At 67.2% G+C, this 17,055-nt stretch carries 18 protein-coding genes; 12 read left to right on the top strand and 6 right to left on the bottom strand.

The window, feature by feature from the left end; genetic code table 11:
• Positions 1-34 precede the first annotated feature (34 nt).
• Together CYU89_RS09525 and CYU89_RS09520 are read right to left on the bottom strand one after the other, a co-directional pair.
• Entirely contained in the window at positions 35-1,600 is a 1,566-nt protein-coding gene (locus CYU89_RS09525; RefSeq protein ID WP_296280667.1) for a M20/M25/M40 family metallo-hydrolase, read from the bottom strand.
• Positions 1,601-1,854: 254 nt separating this feature from the next.
• A complete protein-coding gene (locus CYU89_RS09520) occupies positions 1,855-3,153 on the bottom strand; it encodes a porin (protein WP_296280436.1) in 1,299 nt (432 codons plus the stop codon).
• A 434-nt stretch (positions 3,154-3,587) separates the two neighbouring features.
• Between CYU89_RS09520 and pstS (CYU89_RS09515) the strand changes: the two genes are divergently transcribed.
• From pstS (CYU89_RS09515) to CYU89_RS09465, 11 genes are all read left to right on the top strand, one after another.
• Positions 3,588-4,601 (top strand): phosphate ABC transporter substrate-binding protein PstS, encoded by a 1,014-nt coding sequence (gene pstS / locus CYU89_RS09515; protein ID WP_296280435.1) that lies wholly within the window; start codon positions 3,588-3,590, stop codon positions 4,599-4,601.
• Between the two features lie 210 nt (positions 4,602-4,811).
• A complete protein-coding gene (gene pstS, locus CYU89_RS09510; protein WP_296280434.1) occupies positions 4,812-5,906 on the top strand; it encodes a phosphate ABC transporter substrate-binding protein PstS in 1,095 nt (364 codons plus the stop codon).
• A gap of 117 nt (positions 5,907-6,023) precedes the next feature.
• A complete protein-coding gene (gene pstC, locus CYU89_RS09505; RefSeq protein ID WP_296280433.1) occupies positions 6,024-6,995 on the top strand; it encodes a phosphate ABC transporter permease subunit PstC in 972 nt (323 codons plus the stop codon).
• Positions 6,995-7,846 (top strand): phosphate ABC transporter permease PstA, encoded by an 852-nt coding sequence (gene pstA / locus CYU89_RS09500; protein ID WP_296280432.1) that lies wholly within the window; start codon positions 6,995-6,997, stop codon positions 7,844-7,846. Before pstC ends, pstA begins: the two co-directional genes overlap by 1 nt.
• The gene (gene pstB, locus CYU89_RS09495) at positions 7,839-8,657 is read left to right on the top strand and encodes a phosphate ABC transporter ATP-binding protein PstB (protein ID WP_296280430.1); all 819 of its coding nucleotides are present in this window, start codon (positions 7,839-7,841) and stop codon (positions 8,655-8,657) included. The genes pstA and pstB overlap by 8 nt, the downstream gene beginning before the upstream one ends.
• A gap of 8 nt (positions 8,658-8,665) precedes the next feature.
• Positions 8,666-9,376 carry a phosphate signaling complex protein PhoU gene (gene phoU / locus CYU89_RS09490; RefSeq protein WP_296280428.1) on the top strand — a complete coding sequence of 237 codons (711 nt, stop codon included), beginning with the start codon at positions 8,666-8,668 and terminating at the stop codon, positions 9,374-9,376.
• Between the two features lie 145 nt (positions 9,377-9,521).
• Positions 9,522-9,920, top strand: a complete 399-nt coding sequence (locus tag CYU89_RS09485) for a hypothetical protein (RefSeq protein ID WP_296280426.1) — start codon at positions 9,522-9,524, stop codon at positions 9,918-9,920.
• A 48-nt stretch (positions 9,921-9,968) separates the two neighbouring features.
• Positions 9,969-10,820 carry a DUF692 domain-containing protein gene (locus tag CYU89_RS09480; RefSeq protein WP_296280424.1) on the top strand — a complete coding sequence of 284 codons (852 nt, stop codon included), beginning with the start codon at positions 9,969-9,971 and terminating at the stop codon, positions 10,818-10,820.
• Positions 10,813-11,562, top strand: a complete 750-nt coding sequence (locus CYU89_RS09475) for a putative DNA-binding domain-containing protein (protein ID WP_296280422.1) — start codon at positions 10,813-10,815, stop codon at positions 11,560-11,562. Before CYU89_RS09480 ends, CYU89_RS09475 begins: the two co-directional genes overlap by 8 nt.
• A gap of 212 nt (positions 11,563-11,774) precedes the next feature.
• Complete coding sequence (gene rnt, locus CYU89_RS09470; protein WP_296280421.1) at positions 11,775-12,404, top strand: ribonuclease T; 630 nt, start codon at positions 11,775-11,777, stop codon at positions 12,402-12,404.
• Between the two features lie 21 nt (positions 12,405-12,425).
• Positions 12,426-12,926 (top strand): O-acetyl-ADP-ribose deacetylase, encoded by a 501-nt coding sequence (locus tag CYU89_RS09465; RefSeq protein WP_296280420.1) that lies wholly within the window; start codon positions 12,426-12,428, stop codon positions 12,924-12,926.
• Here the strand turns inward: CYU89_RS09465 and rhtA are convergent, their stop codons facing one another.
• Positions 12,927-13,814 carry a threonine/homoserine exporter RhtA gene (gene rhtA, locus CYU89_RS09460; RefSeq protein WP_296280419.1) on the bottom strand — a complete coding sequence of 296 codons (888 nt, stop codon included), beginning with the start codon at positions 13,812-13,814 and terminating at the stop codon, positions 12,927-12,929. It lies immediately after the preceding gene.
• Positions 13,815-13,928: 114 nt separating this feature from the next.
• On the opposite strand from rhtA, the gene CYU89_RS09455 reads away from it, so the two are divergent.
• Complete coding sequence (locus CYU89_RS09455) at positions 13,929-14,468, top strand: XRE family transcriptional regulator (protein WP_296280418.1); 540 nt, start codon at positions 13,929-13,931, stop codon at positions 14,466-14,468.
• Between the two features lie 12 nt (positions 14,469-14,480).
• Here the strand turns inward: CYU89_RS09455 and CYU89_RS09450 are convergent, their stop codons facing one another.
• The 3 genes from CYU89_RS09450 to CYU89_RS09440 are packed head-to-tail and all read right to left on the bottom strand — an operon-like array spanning position 14,481 to position 16,953.
• Positions 14,481-15,674, bottom strand: a complete 1,194-nt coding sequence (locus CYU89_RS09450) for a P1 family peptidase (protein ID WP_296280417.1) — start codon at positions 15,672-15,674, stop codon at positions 14,481-14,483.
• A gap of 10 nt (positions 15,675-15,684) precedes the next feature.
• Positions 15,685-16,428, bottom strand: a complete 744-nt coding sequence (gene rlmB, locus CYU89_RS09445) for a 23S rRNA (guanosine(2251)-2'-O)-methyltransferase RlmB (RefSeq protein WP_296280416.1) — start codon at positions 16,426-16,428, stop codon at positions 15,685-15,687.
• A 51-nt stretch (positions 16,429-16,479) separates the two neighbouring features.
• Positions 16,480-16,953 (bottom strand): GFA family protein, encoded by a 474-nt coding sequence (locus CYU89_RS09440; protein WP_296280415.1) that lies wholly within the window; start codon positions 16,951-16,953, stop codon positions 16,480-16,482.
• Positions 16,954-17,055 lie beyond the last annotated feature (102 nt).

Raw genomic sequence — 17,055 nt, 5'->3', positions numbered from 1 at the left:
GCCGGATTCCACGCGTTCGTGCGCGCAGCGCACGCTACGGCGCGTCGCGCTCGATGAAAGGCTTGCGTGGGAGGCGCTCCTCGCGCATGGCGGCGTGGTACGCGAACGAGGCGATGATGGCCGCGGCCTGTTTCAGGTCTTCCGGCACCACGTGATCGTACGTGTCGAGATGCGTGTGGTGGACGTGGGTGAAGTAGTCCGCCGGATCCTGGACGAACTGGAATCCCGGCAAACCGACGCGGTCGAACGAAATGTGGTCGGTGCTGCCGGTGTTGCGCGTGGTGACGATGGTGGCGCCGAGATCGTTGAACGGTTCCAGCCAGGCCTTGAAGATCGGCACCGCCGCATGGTTTTCCTGCGCATAGATGCCGCGGATGCGCCCGGTGCCGTTGTCGAAGTTGAAGTAAGTCGAAAACCGATCGTAACCACGCTGGCGCTGCAGCGGGCCGGTACCTCGCTGGTAAGCGCGCGGCAGTGCCTTCTGTTCCGGATCGGTCGGTGCGGGATAGTCCGCCAGATGCCTGGCCACGTACCCGGCCGAGCCGTTCAAGCCCTGCTCCTCACCGCCCCACAACGCCAGCCGGATCGTGCGCCGCGGTTTCGCACCGACCGTCTTGAGGATGCGCATGGCCTCCATCATCACGACCACGCCCGCGCCGTTGTCGTTGGCGCCGGTGCCCGTGTGCCAGGAATCCAGGTGTGCGCCGATGATGACCAGCTCGTCCGCCTTGCCGCTGCCGGGAATCTCGGCAAAGGTGTTGGTGGCTGGCAGGTCCTCTGCGCTGGTGAACGCAGAATCGACGTCGATGCGCAGGCGCACCGGTTGCTTGGCCTGCACCGCACGCACCAGCGGGTTGTAGTGCTCCGCGGGAAGCACCAGCTCGGTCACGCCGACCGGTTCGCCGGCCTTGCGTGCGCCACCGCCGGTCGCGCGGATGATGCCGTTGTCCCACGAACTGATCGACAGCGTGGCCAGCACGCCCTCTTCGGCGAAGAACTCGTTCAGCGCCTTGCTCAGCGCAGTCCGCTTGCGGTACTCGTCGAGGCGCTTCTGCTGGGCGTCGGGCGCGGCGTCTTCCGGCATGGGAAACGTCTGCAGCTCGCCCAGCTCGGCCTCGCTGTAGCGACGGAAGTCGTTCTTGTCGGACGGCTTGTAGGCGCGCGCTTCATCGACCAGCACGATGCGGCCGCGCAGCTTGCCGCGCTGCTTCCCGATGTCTTCCAGCGTCTTGAACGACGCCAGCACGACCTCGCCTTCGACCGGTCCGTCGGTACCGCGTGTCCAAGCCTTGGGCAGCGCATGGACCGGCAACTGGCGCGGCGACAGCATTTCGACGCGGGACGCACGGAAGGCCCAGCCTCGGCCGAAGGCCGGGTCGTACACCTCGTCATGCACGTTCGCGAGTCCCCAGCCGGACAGCTTGCCGCGCGCCCACGCGCTGGCCGCCGTGTAGTTGGGCGAATTGGTCAGGCGGGGACCGATGGTCTCGGTCAGCTCCTTGAGGTTCGCGGCCGCCTGGGAGCGATGGAGCGCCTCGCTGCGGATCTTCGCCACCATGTCCAGGTCGACCGGCTCGGCGGCCCGCGCCGCCCCTGCCATCGACAGGCCCGCCCACAACGCCACGCCAAGAACACTCGCCGAATGCTTCACCACGCCCCCTGGTTCGAAAAGGATCCCCATCCCTCGGCGACCCGGCCGTGCCTGGGTGCCACCGCCAGTGTCGCCGCCCCGTGCGTGACGGCCCCCTGCCAATGGTCATGGTCGCCGGCATCTCCGCTCCAGAAACGACAAGGCCCGGGAGACGATCCCGGGCCCTGCGTTCACGCGGTCGCGGACATGGCCGCGCGACGGTCTTACCAGGCGAACTGCGTGCGCAGCGCGTACTGGGCGGTCTCGTCGCCGGTGACTTCGTTGTCGCCCTGCGTGTAGTTGAACATGAAGCGCAGGTTCGGATTGACGTAGTAGTTCACGCCGAGGATCCAGCTGGTGACTTCGCGGTTCAGCGTTTCGTTCTCGACATAGTCGTAGCGGCCGGTCAGTTCCCACAAACCCTTGTCGGCGACCTTCGGCGAACCGAACACGCCGGTGGCGCCCTTGTACGGCTTGTGGCCGCCGTTGAGCATGAAGCTGCCCTGCACGTAGTACGTGGTCACATCCTGGTCGCGGCCCAGCGGCTGGCCGAAGGTCGCATCGGCGTACTCGGCCTGGAAGAAGGCCGGGCCGAACGAACCGGCGGCTTCCACCGCCATCACGTCGACGGTGTTGCGGCTGGCGCCGGTCGTTGTGGCGATCACCTGCGACGGACCGCGACGTCCGGCGTAGTTCGAGGTGGCGACCAGGTCGGCCGAACCGAGGTTGTTGTTCTCGGTGCTGTACCACGCACCGAAGTGCAAGGTGTTGTTGTCGTTGTTGATCGGGGCCCAGGTCACGCGGCCGGCGGCACCGGTGCCTTCGTTGCGCGTGGCGGCCGCGCCGCGCAGGTTGAACACGCTCAGCCCGGCGGTGTAGTTCTCGCCGGCGCGCAGGTAACCGACGCCCTGCTGGAACTGGCGGCCGGAGAACAGGCCGGTGGCGGAAGAGAACGGCCGCTCCATCGTCAGCAGTTCGTTGGAGCTGGTCAGTTCCTCCATCGCACGGTAGGGCTTGAAGTGGCCGATGGTGAACTTGCCGCCGAGCGCGGACTTGGCGATGTAGGCATCGCGCAGGCCGTCGAGGTTGGTGCCGGCGCCGAAGTCCTGCTCCATCTTGTATTCCCAGCCGTAGGCCTTGCCGGACAGGGTCAGGCGCGCGCGGCGGAATTCGGTCGTGCCGGTGGTGCTGGCGATGTCGCGATCGAACGCGTAGGTGTCGAAGTGGATGCGGCCGCCGATGCTGGCCTCGAACTTGCCGTCGGCCGAGGTCACCTTGACGCCGCCCTTGGTGTCGATCTTCGGAGAGCCGGTGGTGATCTTGTCGAGCTGCGCCGCCGTGTCCAGGTTCACGTCGGACTGCGCGTCGGTGCGCTCTTCCAGCTCGGCCACCTTGGCCGACAGCGCTTCCAGCTGCGCCTTCAGTTCGGCGATCGTCTGATCGCGGGAGTCGGCGGCGGACGCCGAGAAGCTGGTGCTGCCCATGGCGACGGCAAGCGCGGCGGCCAGGAGGGAATAACGCATGGTGACTCTCCGAGTGGAATGGGAAGTGAAAGCGCAGGCTTCGTGGGCGACCCGCTTCGTTTCCGAGATCACCTTCGGAAATCATTAAGCGCCCGTCAAAGATGCGCTAAAGGATGGGAGTGAAATCTTGCAGTCACATGTGAGTTTCATGACCGATGTGTGACAGCGGCGCCGTGGCCCCCAGGTGATCCCGGCTCGAAGGCGATGCATCTATATGTATCGCGCCTTCAGAGGCAGATTGGATCGACATCGCCGGCGCATCCCCACCTTCGGCCCTTGCCCGCATCGATGCCATCCCGGCCTGGAGGTGCGGAGGCCGCCCAGCGTCACGCGACTGTCGCAATGCCGACACCGGGCTGTCACACAAACGTCGTGGAATGGCCACCCAACGGGCATGCCCGTCCTTCCACCCTGCCTTCTCCCAGGAGATTTCCGTGCTTAACTCGATCAAATCCCGCGTCGCGCTGCTCGCGCTCGCCTCGGCCTTCTCGGCGCAGGCGTTCGCCGCCGACGTGACCGGCGCTGGCGCGTCGTTCGTGTATCCGGTGATGACCAAGTGGTCCGCCGACTACGCCAAGGCCACCAACAACCGCGTGAACTACCAGTCGATCGGTTCGGGCGGCGGCATCGCGCAGATCAAGGCCGGCACGGTGGATTTCGGTTCGTCCGACGCGCCGCTGAAGCCGGAAGAGCTGGCCAAGTACGGCCTGGCCCAGTTCCCGTCGGTGATCGGCGGCGTGGTGCCGGTGCTGAACGTCGCCGGCCTGAAGCCCGGCCAGCTGAAGCTGGACGGCCCGACGCTCGCCAACATCTTCCTGGGCACCATCAAGACCTGGAACGACCCCGCCATCGCCGCCCTGAACCCGGGCCTGACCCTGCCGGCGCAGCGCATCACCGTGGTCCGTCGCTCGGACGGCTCGGGCACCACCTTCAACTTCGTCAACTACCTGTCCAAGGTCAGCCCGGAGTGGAAGACCAAGGTGGGCGAAGGCACCACCGTGCAGTGGCCGACCGGCGTGGGCGGCAAGGGCAACGAAGGCGTGGCCGCCTACGTGAAGCAGATCAAGGGCGGCATCGGTTACGTCGAACTGTCGTATGCGCTGCAGAACAAGATGGCCTACGCCAGCCTGAAGAACGCCTCCGGCAACTTCGTGCAGCCCAGCGACGAGACCTTCGCCGCCGCCGCCGCCAGCGCCGAGTGGGCCAAGTCCAAGGACTTCTACCTGGTCATGACGAATGCGCCCGGTGCGAACTCCTGGCCGATCACCGCCACCAACTTCATCCTGATGTACAAGGCGCCGAAGAAGGGCAACAAGGACGCCCGCGACTTCTTCCGCTGGGTCTACGCCAATGGCGACGCCCAGGCCAAGTCGCTCGACTACGTGCCGCTGCCGCCGGCGCTGGTGCAGCAGATCGAGACGTACTGGAAGGCCAACCTGAAGTACTGATCGCACCCCGCCGGCACGGTCTCTCCCCCGTGCCGGCACCGGCGCCGCGACCCTCCCGCGCGGCGCTACCCCGACGGGCCTTCGGGCCCGTTTTCTTTTCCCGGCGCCCGCGCCGCGCGTCGCATGACAGCGCGAGATGGCGATGTCATCACGCTGTAACAAAAACATCATTTCATAGCCGGGATCACACACGACCTGTCTGGAGAGCCCATGCCTATCCGCACTGCCCGCCTGGCCACGCTGGCCCTGGCCACCGCCTTCCTTGCCACGGCCTGCGATGGCAAGACCGATGCACCGGCCCCGTCGGCCAGCGGCGATGCCGCCGCACCGGCCGCCAGCGGGTCCCAGCAGATCTCCGCCGAGCTGACCGGCGCGGGCGCATCGTTCATCTACCCGCTGATGGCGCGCTGGTCCACGGACTACAACAAGACCACCGGCGCCAAGATCAACTACCAGTCGATCGGCTCCGGCGGCGGCATCGCGCAGATCAAGGCGGCGACCGTCGATTTCGGTTCGTCCGACAAGCCGCTCTCTTCGGAAGAGCTGGCGCAGGCCGGCCTGGCCCAGTTCCCGTCGGTCATCGGCGGCGTGGTGCCGGTCATCAACGTGGAAGGCCTGCAGCCGGGCCAGCTGAAGCTCAATGGCGCCGTCCTGGCCGACATCTTCCTGCACAAGATCACCACCTGGAACGATCCGGCGATCGTCGCGCTGAATCCGGGCGTGGCCCTGCCCGCCGGCAAGATCAACACCGTGCACCGCTCCGACGGATCGGGCACCACTTTCAACTTCGTCAACTACCTGTCCAAGGTCAGTCCCGAATGGAAGTCGAAGGTCGGCGAAGGCACCTCGGTCAACTGGCCGGGCGGTGTCGGCGGCAAGGGCAACGAAGGCGTTGCCGCCTACGTGCGCCAGCTGAAGGGCTCCATCGGCTACGTCGAACTGGCCTATGCCGAGCAGAACAACATGTCGTACGCGTCGCTGCAGAACGCCGCCGGCCAGTTCGTGAAGCCCACCCCGGAGAGCTTCGCCGCCGCCGCGGCCAGCGCCGACTGGGCCAGCGCCAAGGACTTCAACCTGGTCATCACCAACGCGCCGGGCGAACAGGCGTGGCCGATCACCGCGACCAACTTCATCCTGGTCTACAAACAGCCCAAGGATGCGGCCAAGGCCAAGCACACGCTGGACTTCTTCAAGTGGGCCTACGAGCAGGGCCAGGCGCAGGCCAACGAACTGGACTACGTGCCGCTGCCGCCGGAGCTGGTCGGCCAGATCGAGCAGTACTGGAGCACCGAGATCAAGCTCTGATGCAGATCGTGCGGTGGGCCGTCCCGAGGGGCGGCCCGCTGTCATCACGCGGTAACCGCATCACCGTGCACTAGCGCCTCCCGCGTCACCCCGCCCCTTCCCCACTCCCCGGGTTGCATGAACGCCACCGCCCTCCCCGCCTCACTGACGGACGTGCGTACCGCGAAAGACGCGCGCGCCGACAGGCTGTTCCGGCTGACGCTGACCGGCGCCGGCATGTTCGTCCTGATTTCGCTCATCGCTGCCGCGCTTTCGATGCTGTGGGGCGGGCGCGAAGCGCTGCAGACCTTCGGCCTGGGCTTCTTCACCAGTACCGAATGGAACGTGGGTACGCGCGAGTTCGGCGCGCTGGTGCCGGTGTTCGGCACGCTGGTCAGTGCCGGCGTGGCCATGCTGATCGCGGTGCCGGTGAGTTTCGGCATCGCGGTGTTCCTGACCGAAGTGGCACCGGCCTGGATGCGCGGACCGGTGGGCATGGCGATCGAACTGCTGGCCGGCATCCCTTCGATCATCTACGGCATGTGGGGCCTCTTCGTGCTGGCGCCGCAGTTGAGCGAACACGTCTATCCGTGGATCAACGACAACCTCGGCCAGCTGCCGCTCGTCGGCGCGGTGCTTTCGGGTCCGCCGCTGGGCATCGGCATGCTGACCGCAGGGCTGGTACTGGCGATCATGGTGATCCCGTTCGTGTCGTCGGTGATGCGCGAGGTCTTCCTGACGGTCCCGGGCCGACTGAAGGAATCGGCGTACGCGCTGGGTTCCACGAAATGGGAGGTCGTGTGGGACGTGGTGCTGCCGTATACGCGCTCGGCCGTGATCGGCGGCGTCTTCCTGGGCCTGGGCCGCGCCCTCGGCGAGACCATGGCGGTGACGTTCGTCATCGGCAACGCCTACACGATCAGCGCCGCTCTGCTGGAGCCCGGCACCTCCATCGCCTCCACCATCGCCAACGAATTCGCCGAAGCCACCGACCCGCTGCACAAGGGATCGCTGCTGCTGCTCGGCTTCACCCTGTTCCTGCTGACCTTCATCGTGCTGGCCGTCGCCCGCCTGATGCTGCGCCAGCTGGCCAAGCGCGAGGGCAACTGATGTCCGCGTCCCTGTACACGTTCCGCAAGGTCAAGAACGCCGTCGCCCTGACGCTGTCGATCGCCGCGGCCATCTTCGGCCTGATGTGGCTGGTCTGGATCCTGTGGACCACGATCACCAAGGGCATGGGCAGCCTGAACCTGGATTTGTTCACCCAGATGACGCCGCCGCCGAACGAACCCGGCGGCCTGGCCAACGCGCTGTTCGGCAGCGTGGTGATGAGCCTGCTGGCCATCGTGCTGGGCACGCCCATCGGCATCGCCGCGGGCACCTACCTGGCCGAGTACGCCAACAAGCACTGGCTGGGCGAAACGGTCCGCTTCGTCAACGACATCCTGCTGTCGGCACCGTCGATCGTGCTGGGCCTCTTCATCTACACCGTGATGGTGGCGCAGATGGGCCACTACTCGGCATGGGCCGGCGCCGTCGCGCTGGCGTTCATCGCGTTGCCGGTGATCGTGCGCACCACCGACGAAATGCTGCGGCTGGTACCGCAGCAGATGCGCGAGGCCGCGCTGTCGCTGGGCGTGCCGCAGTGGAAGGTCACCACCCAGGTGCTGATGCGATCCGCGCTGCCGGGCATCGTCACCGGCATCCTGCTGGCGCTGGCACGCATCAGCGGCGAGACCGCGCCGCTGCTGTTCACCGCCTTCAACAACCAGTTCTGGAGCACGGATCTCAACCAGTCGATGGCCAACCTGCCCATGGTCATCTTCCAGTACGCGATGAGCCCGTACGACTCCTGGAACTCGCTGGCCTGGGCAGGCGCCTTCCTCGTCACCGGCATGGTGCTGGTGCTCAGCCTGATCGCCCGAACCATCCTTCTTCGAAACAAGGTGACCCATGAATGACGCCGCCCGCATCGCCGTGGTGACGCCGCAGCGCCACGACGAACACGCCGCGACCGCCAGCGTGAAACTGGCTGCCAAGGGCCTGGACTTCTACTACGGCGATTTCCATGCGCTGAAGAACATCAACCTCGAAATCCCCGAAAAGCGCGTGACCGCGCTGATCGGTCCGTCCGGCTGCGGCAAGTCGACCCTGTTGCGCGTGTTCAACCGCATCTACTCGCTGTACCCCAAGCTGCGCGCCACGGGCGATGTACTGCTGGACGGCGAGAACATCCTCGATGCCCGGTATCCGATGAACCGCCTGCGCAGCAAGGTGGGCATGGTGTTCCAGAAGCCGGTGCCGTTCCCGATGACGATCTACGAGAACGTCGCCTACGGCATCCGCCACCACGAACGCCTCAACAAGGCCGACATGGACGTGCGCGTGGAACAGGCGCTGCGCCAGGCCGCGCTGTGGGAAGAAGCCAAGGACAAGCTGAAGCAGAGCGCGCTGGGCCTGTCGGGCGGCCAGCAGCAGCGCCTGTGCATCGCACGCGCGGTGGCACTTCGTCCGGACGTGATCCTGCTGGACGAACCGACCTCCGCGCTGGACCCCATCTCGACCAGCAAGATCGAGCAGCTGATCGAAGAGCTGAAGCACCAGTACACCATCGCCATCGTCACCCACAACATGCAGCAGGCCGCGCGCGTATCCGACTACACCGCCTTCATGTACCTGGGCGAGCTGGTGGAGCACGACGTCACCTCGACGATCTTCTCCAACCCCGGCAAGCAGCAGACGGAAGACTACATCACCGGCAGGTTCGGCTGAGGACGCCCATGAACACCCAACCCAACGACCATATCGTGAAGAGCTACGACGAAGAACAGCGCCGCATCGTGGCGGAGATCGTGCGCATGGGCGAGACCGCCGTCGCCCAGCTGGAGGCCGCGCTGGACGTGGTCGAGCGCCGCGACGACAAGGCCGCGCAGCGCATCATCGCCAACGACGAGGCCATCGACGCCATCGAGCACCAGGTCAGCCACGACGTGATGCACCTGGCGCTGCGTGGCCCGATGGCGCGCGACCTGCGCGAGATCCTCGCCGGCCTGCGCATCCCCGCCGACATCGAGCGCATCGGCGATTACGCGGCCAATGTCGCCAAGCGTTCCATCGCGCTCAATGTGTCGCCGCCGATGCCACAGATCACCGGCCTGCGCGCGCTCGGCAAGCTGGCCGCCCGCCAGGTGCGCGACGTGCTGGTCGCCTACCAGAATGGCGATGCGGACCGGGCCGTGCAGGTGCGCGAGCGCGACGCCGAACTCGACGCGCACTACACCGCCCTGTTCCGCGAACTGCTGACCTACATGATGGAAGACCCGCGCAACATCACGCCGTGCACGCACCTGCTGTTCATGGCGAAGAACCTGGAGCGCATCGGCGACCACGCCACCAACATCGCCGAGAACATCTGGTTCCTCGTGCACGGCGAACAGCCCTTGCCGCCCCGCGACAAGCGCGACGAGACCAGCACCACCGGCGCGGTCTGAGATTTCCGCACCGCAGCACCCCCGCGCCCCGCTTCCACGCGGGGCGCGGGCGTTTCCGGGCATGCATACGGCCGGCTAACGGACTGCGTCTACACTGTCGCCACTTCCCGTGCGGCTCCGCCGCACCTCACTGGAGAGCATGACGATGTCCAAGACGAACAAGCCTGCCGCGGTCGCCATTGCCCTGGCCGGAGGCCTCGCCCTGACCGGTTCCGCGTTCGCGATGGAGCCGCTTTCGCAGGGTTACCTGCTGGCGGGCCAGGAAGCGGCGAAGGCGGCCGAAGGCAAGTGCGGCGAAGGCAAGTGCGGCATGGCCAAGGCCGACACCGACAAGGACGGCAAGGTCTCGCAAGCCGAATTCAACGCAGCCCATCCCGACAAGGCCGCGAAATTCGCCGAGATCGACACCAACAAGGACGGCTTCATCGATGCCGCCGAGCACAAGGCCCATGCCGGCGCCAAGGGCGCCGAGGGCAAGTGCGGTGAAGGCAAGTGTGGCGAGGGCAAGTGCGGCGGCACCAAGAAGGCCGGCGAGACCAAGTAAGTCCGAAGCAGGCCCCGGCGTTGCGCCGGGGCCTGCGCTTGCATCCGCATGATCACCCTTCCTCCCGCCTCCGCCGGCCTGGGCCTGCGCCGCGCCCTGCTGGACGAACTGCTGGCCGCGCCGGCCGGGGCGTTCGACTTCCTCGAATGCGCGCCGGACAATTGGCTGGGGGTGGGTGGACGCTACGGCGATGCGTTGAAGACCCTGGCCTCGCAGTATCCGATCACCTGCCACGGACTGTCGCTGTCGCTGGGCGGCACGGCGCCGCTGGACGATACGTTCCTCGCGCGCACGCGGCGCTTCCTGGACGAATACCGGGTGGTGCTCTACAGCGAACACCTCAGCTACTGCACCGACGACGGCCATCTGTACGACCTGATGCCGATCCCGTTCACCGAGGAGGCGGTGCATCACGTCGCCGCGCGCATCCGCCACGCACAGGACGCGCTGGGTCGGCGGATCGCGGTCGAGAACGTCTCCTACTACGCCGCGCCCTACCAGGCGATGGATGAAGTCGACTTCATCACCGCAGTGCTCGATGAGGCCGACTGCGACCTGCTGCTCGACGTCAACAACGTATTCGTCAACGCCATCAACCACGGCTATGACGCATGCGCCTTCCTCACGCGCATGCCGTCGGCGCGGATCGCGTCGTACCACATCGCCGGCCACTATGACGAAGCCGACGACCTGAAGGTCGATACGCATGGCGCCCCGGTGAAGGACGACGTGTGGGCGCTGCTGTCGCAAGCCTATGCCACGCATGGCGTGCGCCCCACGCTGCTGGAGCGCGACTTCAACTTCCCGCCGCTGGCCGAGCTGTGTGTCGAACTGCAGCGCATCCGCGCCCTGCAGGCGCTGCATCTTCCTGGCACAGCGGCGCGGGCGACGCATGGCTGACCCCCTGCACGACATGCAGTTCGCGTTGTCGCGCCACCTGCGTGATCCGTCCTCGCATCCGCCGCCGCCCGGCATCGAAGCGCGCCGGCTGGCGATCTACCGCGACCTGTTCTTCAACAACATCGAAGCCCTGCTGGCCGGCAACTTCCCGGTGATCCGGAAGACGCTGGGCGAGGACGCATGGCGCGTGCTGGTGCGCCGCTTCTACGCCGACCACCGTAGCCATACCCCGCTGTTCCCGGAGATCGCGCGCGAATTCATCCGCTACCTGGAAACGCGCGACGACGACCTGCCCCCTTGGCTGCGCGAACTCGCGCACTACGAATGGGTCGAGCTGGCGCTGCAGATCGCCGACGATCCCGTGCCAGCGCATGACCCGCACGCCGACCTGCTGACGGGCGAACCGGTGGTCTCGCCCTTCGCGTGGGCGCTGGCCTACCAATGGCCGGTGCACCGGATCGGTCCGGACTTCCAGCCCGATGCGCCGCCGGTCGAACCGACGCTGCTGCTCGTGCGTCGGGATGCGGAACACCAGGTGCGCTTCGCGGCGATCTCGCCACTGGTCTACCGGCTGGTCGAACTGCTGGGCGAAGGCGGTCGCAGCGGTGGCGATGCGGTGCGTCAGCTGGCAGCGGAGGCAGGAGTCGACGACGTGCCCGCCTTCGCCGACCAGGGCGCCGCAATGCTGGTGCGCATGCGCGACGAAGGCACCGTGCTCGGGACGCGCACGCCTGCACTGTAGGAACGACGCAAGTCGCGACCGCACGACACGGGCGACCAGGACATCACTGCAGGCCAGCAACCGGGGCATGGCGTCCGCCCTTCATGCGGCCCCCTCATTGTCACTCGAGTGGCAGGTTGACGGTCGCGACTTACGTCGCTCCTACAGAAAACCTGGCCGACGTTGGGTTTCCAGCCGAGGAAGCACCCGCGCCCTCTGCTACCCTTTCCCGCATGGAAAACGCTGCCGAACCCGTCCGCATCACCCCCATGGCCCACCGCTTCCGCGGTTACCTGCCCGTGGTGGTGGACGTGGAGACCGGCGGCTTTGACTGGAACCGGCACGCCCTGCTCGAAATGGCCGCGGTGCCGCTGGACCTGGACGAGAACGGGCTGCTGGTCTGTGGCGAAACCGCGAGCGTGCACCTGCATCCGGCGCCGGGCACCGAGATCGATCCGAAATCGCTGGAAGTCACCGGCATCGATCTGGACCACCCGTTCCGCTTCGCCAAGCAGGAGAAGGAGGCGCTGGACCACGTGTTCGCGCCAGTGCGCGCGGCGGTGAAGAAGCACGGTTGCCAGCGCGCGATCCTGGTCGGCCACAACGCGCACTTCGACCTCAATTTCCTCAATGCCGCCGTTGCGCGCGTGGCGCACAAGCGCAACCCGTTCCATCCCTTCAGCGTGTTCGACACGGTGACACTGGCCGGCGTCGCCTACGGCCAGACCGTGCTCGCCCGCGCCGTGCAGGCCGCCGGCTTCGACTGGAATGCCGACGACGCGCACTCGGCGGTCTACGACGCCGAACAGACCGCGCGCCTGTTCTGCAAGATCGCCAACATGTGGCCGAAGCCGTTGGGCTGATACCTCGCACAGGACGGCGTCATGCGGTTGACTGCGATCCAGGCCGACATCACTGCGCTGCAGGTCGACGCCATCGTCAATGCGGCGAACAGTTCGCTGCTCGGCGGCGGTGGCGTGGATGGCGCGATCCATCGCGCGGCGGGTCCGGAGCTGGTGCACGAATGCCGACTGCTCGGCGGCTGCGCCACTGGCGAAGCGAAGATCACGCAGGGGTATCGCCTGCGGGCACGCCATGTGAACCATACCGTCGGTCCGGTCTGGCGTGGCGGTGGACACGGCGAGCCCGCCCTGCTCGCTGCGTGCTACCGCAACAGCCTGGCGCTGGCGGAAAGGCACGGCCTGCGCAGCGTCGCTTTTCCCTGCATCAGTACCGGTATTTTCGGCTATCCCGCGGAATCCGCCGCACGCGTCGCGGTCGACACTGTCCGTGCCGTATTGTCTGCATCGCCCACGCCGCCCGAGGTGATCTTCTGCTGTTTCTCCGGCAGCGACCTGGCGGTCTACCAGGCCTCGCTCGCCTGACTACGCTTCACCGTTGGCCGCGGTCTGCACCGGCGGACGCGAGGTCATCGCCGCGCCGGCGGACGCGACGATGATCGCCGCGATCGCCAGCCACTGCAGCAGCGACAGGCGCTCGTGCAGGAACAGCAGGCCGCACAGGGCGGCGATGGCCGGTTCCAGGCTCATCAGCATGCCGAAAGTGCGCGTGGGCATCTTCGTCAGCGCCACCATTTCCAGACTGTAGGGGATCGCCGTGGACAGCAGCGCGACCGCCAGGGCGATGGGCAGCAGCGCTGGCGCCAGCAGCGCAGCACCGGCATGCGCGACGCCGAATGGCAGCGCCACCGCCGCCGCGATGCAGCTGCCGATGGCGACCGTCTGCGGCCCGTGCGCATTGCCTGCCCGTTGGCCGAACACGATGTACATCGCCCAGCAGGCGCCTGCACCCAGCGCGTAGACCGCTCCCACGGGATCCAGCGCCTCGGCACCCTGCTCCGGCACAAGCAGCACCAGCCCGGCAACGGCCAGCACGACCCACACGACGTCGCGCAGATGGCGCGAGCCAAACAGCGCCACGGCCAACGGACCCGTGAATTCGAGTGCGACCGCGATTCCCAGCGGCACCGTTTCCAGCGACTTGTAGAACAGCAGGTTCATCAGCCCCAGCGACGCGCCGTAGAACACCAGCAGCGACCACTGCTCGCGGGTGACGCGCGCGCGCCAAGGCCGGAACACCGCGACCAGCATCACCGTCGCCAACGCCAGCCGCAGCGCCGTGGCGCCGGTCGCCCCCACGGCGGGGAACAGGCCCTTCGCCATCGACGCGCCCGCCTGTATGGACAGCATGGCGATGAGCAGCAGTGCGATCGGCTGCCAATGCAGCGAGGCATGGGAATTCGGGGACGACATGACGGCATGACCTGCGCGCGCCGGGAGCGCCGCGCTTGAAGAAGGGAAGGAATGCGCACTATATTGCGCAGACCTAAGCTTACCGGATGCGCAATATAGTGCGCAACCCCGCCCATGAGTGTGCTGGAACACGTCGCCGAGAACATTCGCCGCCTGCGTACGGACGCAGGTCTCAGCCAGCAGGCCCTGTCGGTGGCGGCGGACGTCTCCCGCCGCATGCTGGTGGGCATCGAATCCGGCGATGCGAATGTCAGCCTCAACACCCTCGACCGCATTGCCGAAGCCCTGAAAGTGACCTTCGCGGACCTGGTGAAGCCGCCGAGTGCCCCGGGTCTGGACCGTATCGAAGCCTTGGCCTGGAGCGGCCGCACGCCGGGCTCGCAGGGCGTGCTGCTGGCCACCGCACCCGCCTCACACGATGTCGAACTGTGGGCGTGGACACTGATGCCCGGCGACCGCTACGTGTCGGCGGCCGATCCGGCCGGCTGGCACGAGATGTTCTTCGTCATCGAAGGCCATCTGGTCGTCGAACTCCCGGACGGCGACCACATCGTCGCGGCAGGCGACTTCTTCGTATTCCCGAGCGATCGCGACTACGCCTACCGCAACGATGGCGACACGCCGCTGCGCTTCATTCGCAACGTCGTGCACTGAAACCGAAGAACATCACTTCTTGGGTGCGGTGATGCCGTGCCGCCGGAGGATCTCGCGCACCCGGTCGAGCGGGATGGCCTCGACGGTCTCGCCATTGCCGCTGACCGTGGTGGCCATGAAGAGCGAATTGTAGATCGCTTCCTCGACTGCCTCGACGCTGGCCTGGAAGACGGCACTCATCTGCTCGTTCGCCAGCTCCGAGGTGTCCAGCCGGGGCGCATCGAAGGCGCGCCGCACCGACTCCGCGGTGGAGAACGCGAGGACGTAGTCGCCGCTGCCGTTGGATGCGGAGCTGCCCGTGCGACCCAGGCCCATCATCGCGCGCGACGCGACGCGGCGCAGGTTGCGGTCGGCCAGCGGGGCATCGGTGGCGATGACGATGATGATCGAACCGTCGCCACGATCATCCGCCGGACCACGACGACCATCGCCCTGCATCGCGACCGCCTTCTGGAAGGCGTAGCGATCCAGTTCGCGGCCGACCGGCGCCCCCGACACCTGCAGCACGCCACCGAAGTTGCTCTGCACCAGCACGCCGACCGTCCAGCCGCCCAGCGACGCAGGCAGCTTGCGCGATGACGTGCCGATGCCGCCCTTCCAGCCGAACGCCACCGTACCGGTGCCGGCACCGACGCTGCCTTCCTGCACGGCACCGCTCGTGGCGTCATCCAGCGCGCGGCGCACGGCGTCGGCCGTGACCGGACGCGCGCGGATGTCGTTGAGGCCTCCATCGTTGGTCTCGCCGACCACGACATTGAGCGAGCGCACCTGCTGCATGTCGGGCCGGGCCAGCATCCAGTCCGCCATCGCATCGGCGGCCTTCCATACGCACAGGGTGCAGGTCAGCAGGATGGGGGTTTCGAGCTCGCCGAGTTCGTTGACCTGGGTACTGCCAATGAACTTGCCGAAGCCGTTGCCGACGTGCACGGCAGCCGGCACGCGCGAGCGGTACACGTTGCCGGGGTGCGGCAGGATCGCGGTGACGCCCGTGCGTACCTTGTCGCCCTCCTTCAACGTCACCTGGCCGACCCGCACACCGGCGACATCGGTAATGGCGTTGTACGTCCCCGGCGCGAAGATGCCCGGCGCCACGCCCAGGTCGCGCGCGCGAGCGCGCGGCGCGTCCTGCGCGAAGGCTGCGAACGAGGACAGCCCCAGCAGCAGCGCCACCAGTCGCGGAAACGGAGGATGCGGCGTGCGGGACACGTGGACTCCTTTACTGGCGCTGGCGGACCGCCTCGAACAGCGTGATGCCGGCAGCGACCGACACGTTGAGGCTTTCGATGTCGCCCGGCATGGGGATCTTCACCAGCCCGTCGCAGTGTTCGCGCGTCAAGCGGCGCAGGCCGTCGGCTTCGCCCCCGAGCGCCAGCGCGACGTTGCCGCGCAGGTCGGTGGCGTACAGCGACGCCGTAGCCTCGCCGGCCAGGCCGTAGATCCATACGCCGAGCTGTTGCAGGTCGCGCAGGCAGCGGGACAGGTTGGTGACCTGCACGACCGGAATCCGGTCCGCCGCGCCCGCCGAGGTCTTGCGCACGGTGGCATTGACGCCGACCGACTTGTCCTTGGGGATGATCACCGCGGTCACGCCGGCCGCCGCGGCGCTGCGCAGGCACGCGCCGAGGTTGTGCGGATCCTGCACACCGTCCAGCACCAACAGCAGGGCCTTGCCTTCGGCGTCCTCCACCAACCCCTGCAGTTCGTTCTCGTCCCAAGTGGGCGCAGCGGCATAGCGTGCGGCGACGCCCTGGTGGCGCAGCGAACCGGCCACGCCATCCAGCGCCTGCCCGGTGACGCGGCGCACGTCGATGCCCTTGCGGCGCGCGTTCTCCTCGATCTCGGTGAGGCGCGCGTTCTTGCTGCCGCCTTCGACCAGGATCTCGCGCACGTTGTCGGCGTCGTTCTCGACCGCCGAGGCGACCGCATTGACGCCGACGATCCACGAATTCTGCTTGCTCATGCGCTGTAAGGCCGCGTTGGAAAGGGCGGCATTATCGCACCGACCGCCCGCTCAGCGTGGCGGCCAGGCCGCCGTGTCGTGGTCCGGATGCTGGAACGAGACCACCCCGGCCAAGAACGCCGCAGCCGCCTCATCCTCCTCGGTGCGCCGCTGCGGCAGGGCGGACAGCCCATCCACATAGGGCAGCTTGCCCTCCACGCCGTACTGCACCCAGGGCGCCAGCCCGGACGGATCATCGAACGCACCGGCTGCGACGGCCACCCCATCCGGTGCTTCATAGGTCAGCGGCGTGCCGCAGGTGGCACAGAAGCCTCGCCGCACCACGTTCGAGGACTGGAAGCGCTTCGGTTCGCCGCGCGTCCACGCGAGCACCGCGCCGCGCGTGGACACCAATGGCGCGTAGTACGCACCGAAGGCTTTCTGGCACATCCGGCAGTGGCAGATGGAGGCGTCCTTCAGGTCGCCGGTGACGCGGAAGCGGATCGCGCCGCATTGGCAGCCGCCGGTGTGGGTCTGGGTGGACATAGCGGCTCCTCATCAAGCAGGGGAAACGAGAACCGACGCCGTCATCCCGGCGAAAGCCGGGACCCAGCAACTTTGGTTCCGTCGCGACCGTCGTCTGCGTGA

It is taken from the genome of Pseudoxanthomonas sp. (assembly GCF_002863005.1).
In the GTDB taxonomy this organism is placed as follows: domain Bacteria; phylum Pseudomonadota; class Gammaproteobacteria; order Xanthomonadales; family Xanthomonadaceae; genus Pseudoxanthomonas_A.
Note: the sequence above shows the minus strand (reverse complement) of the source record. Positions and strands in the feature narration are given on the sequence as shown.

Bases quoted from the DNA above. Each gene is read 5' to 3' on its own strand.
- CYU89_RS09480 (WP_296280424.1), top strand. From the start codon at position 9,969: ATGATCACCCTTCCTCCCGCCTCCGCCGGCCTGGGCCTGCGCCGCGCC.
- CYU89_RS09475 (WP_296280422.1), top strand. From the start codon at position 10,813: ATGGCTGACCCCCTGCACGACATGCAGTTCGCGTTGTCGCGCCACCTG.
- pstS (WP_296280434.1), top strand. From the start codon at position 4,812: ATGCCTATCCGCACTGCCCGCCTGGCCACGCTGGCCCTGGCCACCGCC.
- pstA (WP_296280432.1), top strand. From the start codon at position 6,995: ATGTCCGCGTCCCTGTACACGTTCCGCAAGGTCAAGAACGCCGTCGCC.
- pstB (WP_296280430.1), top strand. From the start codon at position 7,839: ATGAATGACGCCGCCCGCATCGCCGTGGTGACGCCGCAGCGCCACGAC.
- rhtA (WP_296280419.1), bottom strand. From the start codon at position 13,814: ATGTCGTCCCCGAATTCCCATGCCTCGCTGCATTGGCAGCCGATCGCA.
- CYU89_RS09485 (WP_296280426.1), top strand. From the start codon at position 9,522: ATGTCCAAGACGAACAAGCCTGCCGCGGTCGCCATTGCCCTGGCCGGA.
- rlmB (WP_296280416.1), bottom strand. From the start codon at position 16,428: ATGAGCAAGCAGAATTCGTGGATCGTCGGCGTCAATGCGGTCGCCTCG.
- rnt (WP_296280421.1), top strand. From the start codon at position 11,775: ATGGAAAACGCTGCCGAACCCGTCCGCATCACCCCCATGGCCCACCGC.
- CYU89_RS09520 (WP_296280436.1), bottom strand. From the start codon at position 3,153: ATGCGTTATTCCCTCCTGGCCGCCGCGCTTGCCGTCGCCATGGGCAGC.
- CYU89_RS09455 (WP_296280418.1), top strand. From the start codon at position 13,929: ATGAGTGTGCTGGAACACGTCGCCGAGAACATTCGCCGCCTGCGTACG.
- pstC (WP_296280433.1), top strand. From the start codon at position 6,024: ATGAACGCCACCGCCCTCCCCGCCTCACTGACGGACGTGCGTACCGCG.
- CYU89_RS09525 (WP_296280667.1), bottom strand. From the start codon at position 1,600: ATGGCAGGGGCGGCGCGGGCCGCCGAGCCGGTCGACCTGGACATGGTG.
- CYU89_RS09440 (WP_296280415.1), bottom strand. From the start codon at position 16,953: ATGTCCACCCAGACCCACACCGGCGGCTGCCAATGCGGCGCGATCCGC.
- CYU89_RS09465 (WP_296280420.1), top strand. From the start codon at position 12,426: ATGCGGTTGACTGCGATCCAGGCCGACATCACTGCGCTGCAGGTCGAC.
- phoU (WP_296280428.1), top strand. From the start codon at position 8,666: ATGAACACCCAACCCAACGACCATATCGTGAAGAGCTACGACGAAGAA.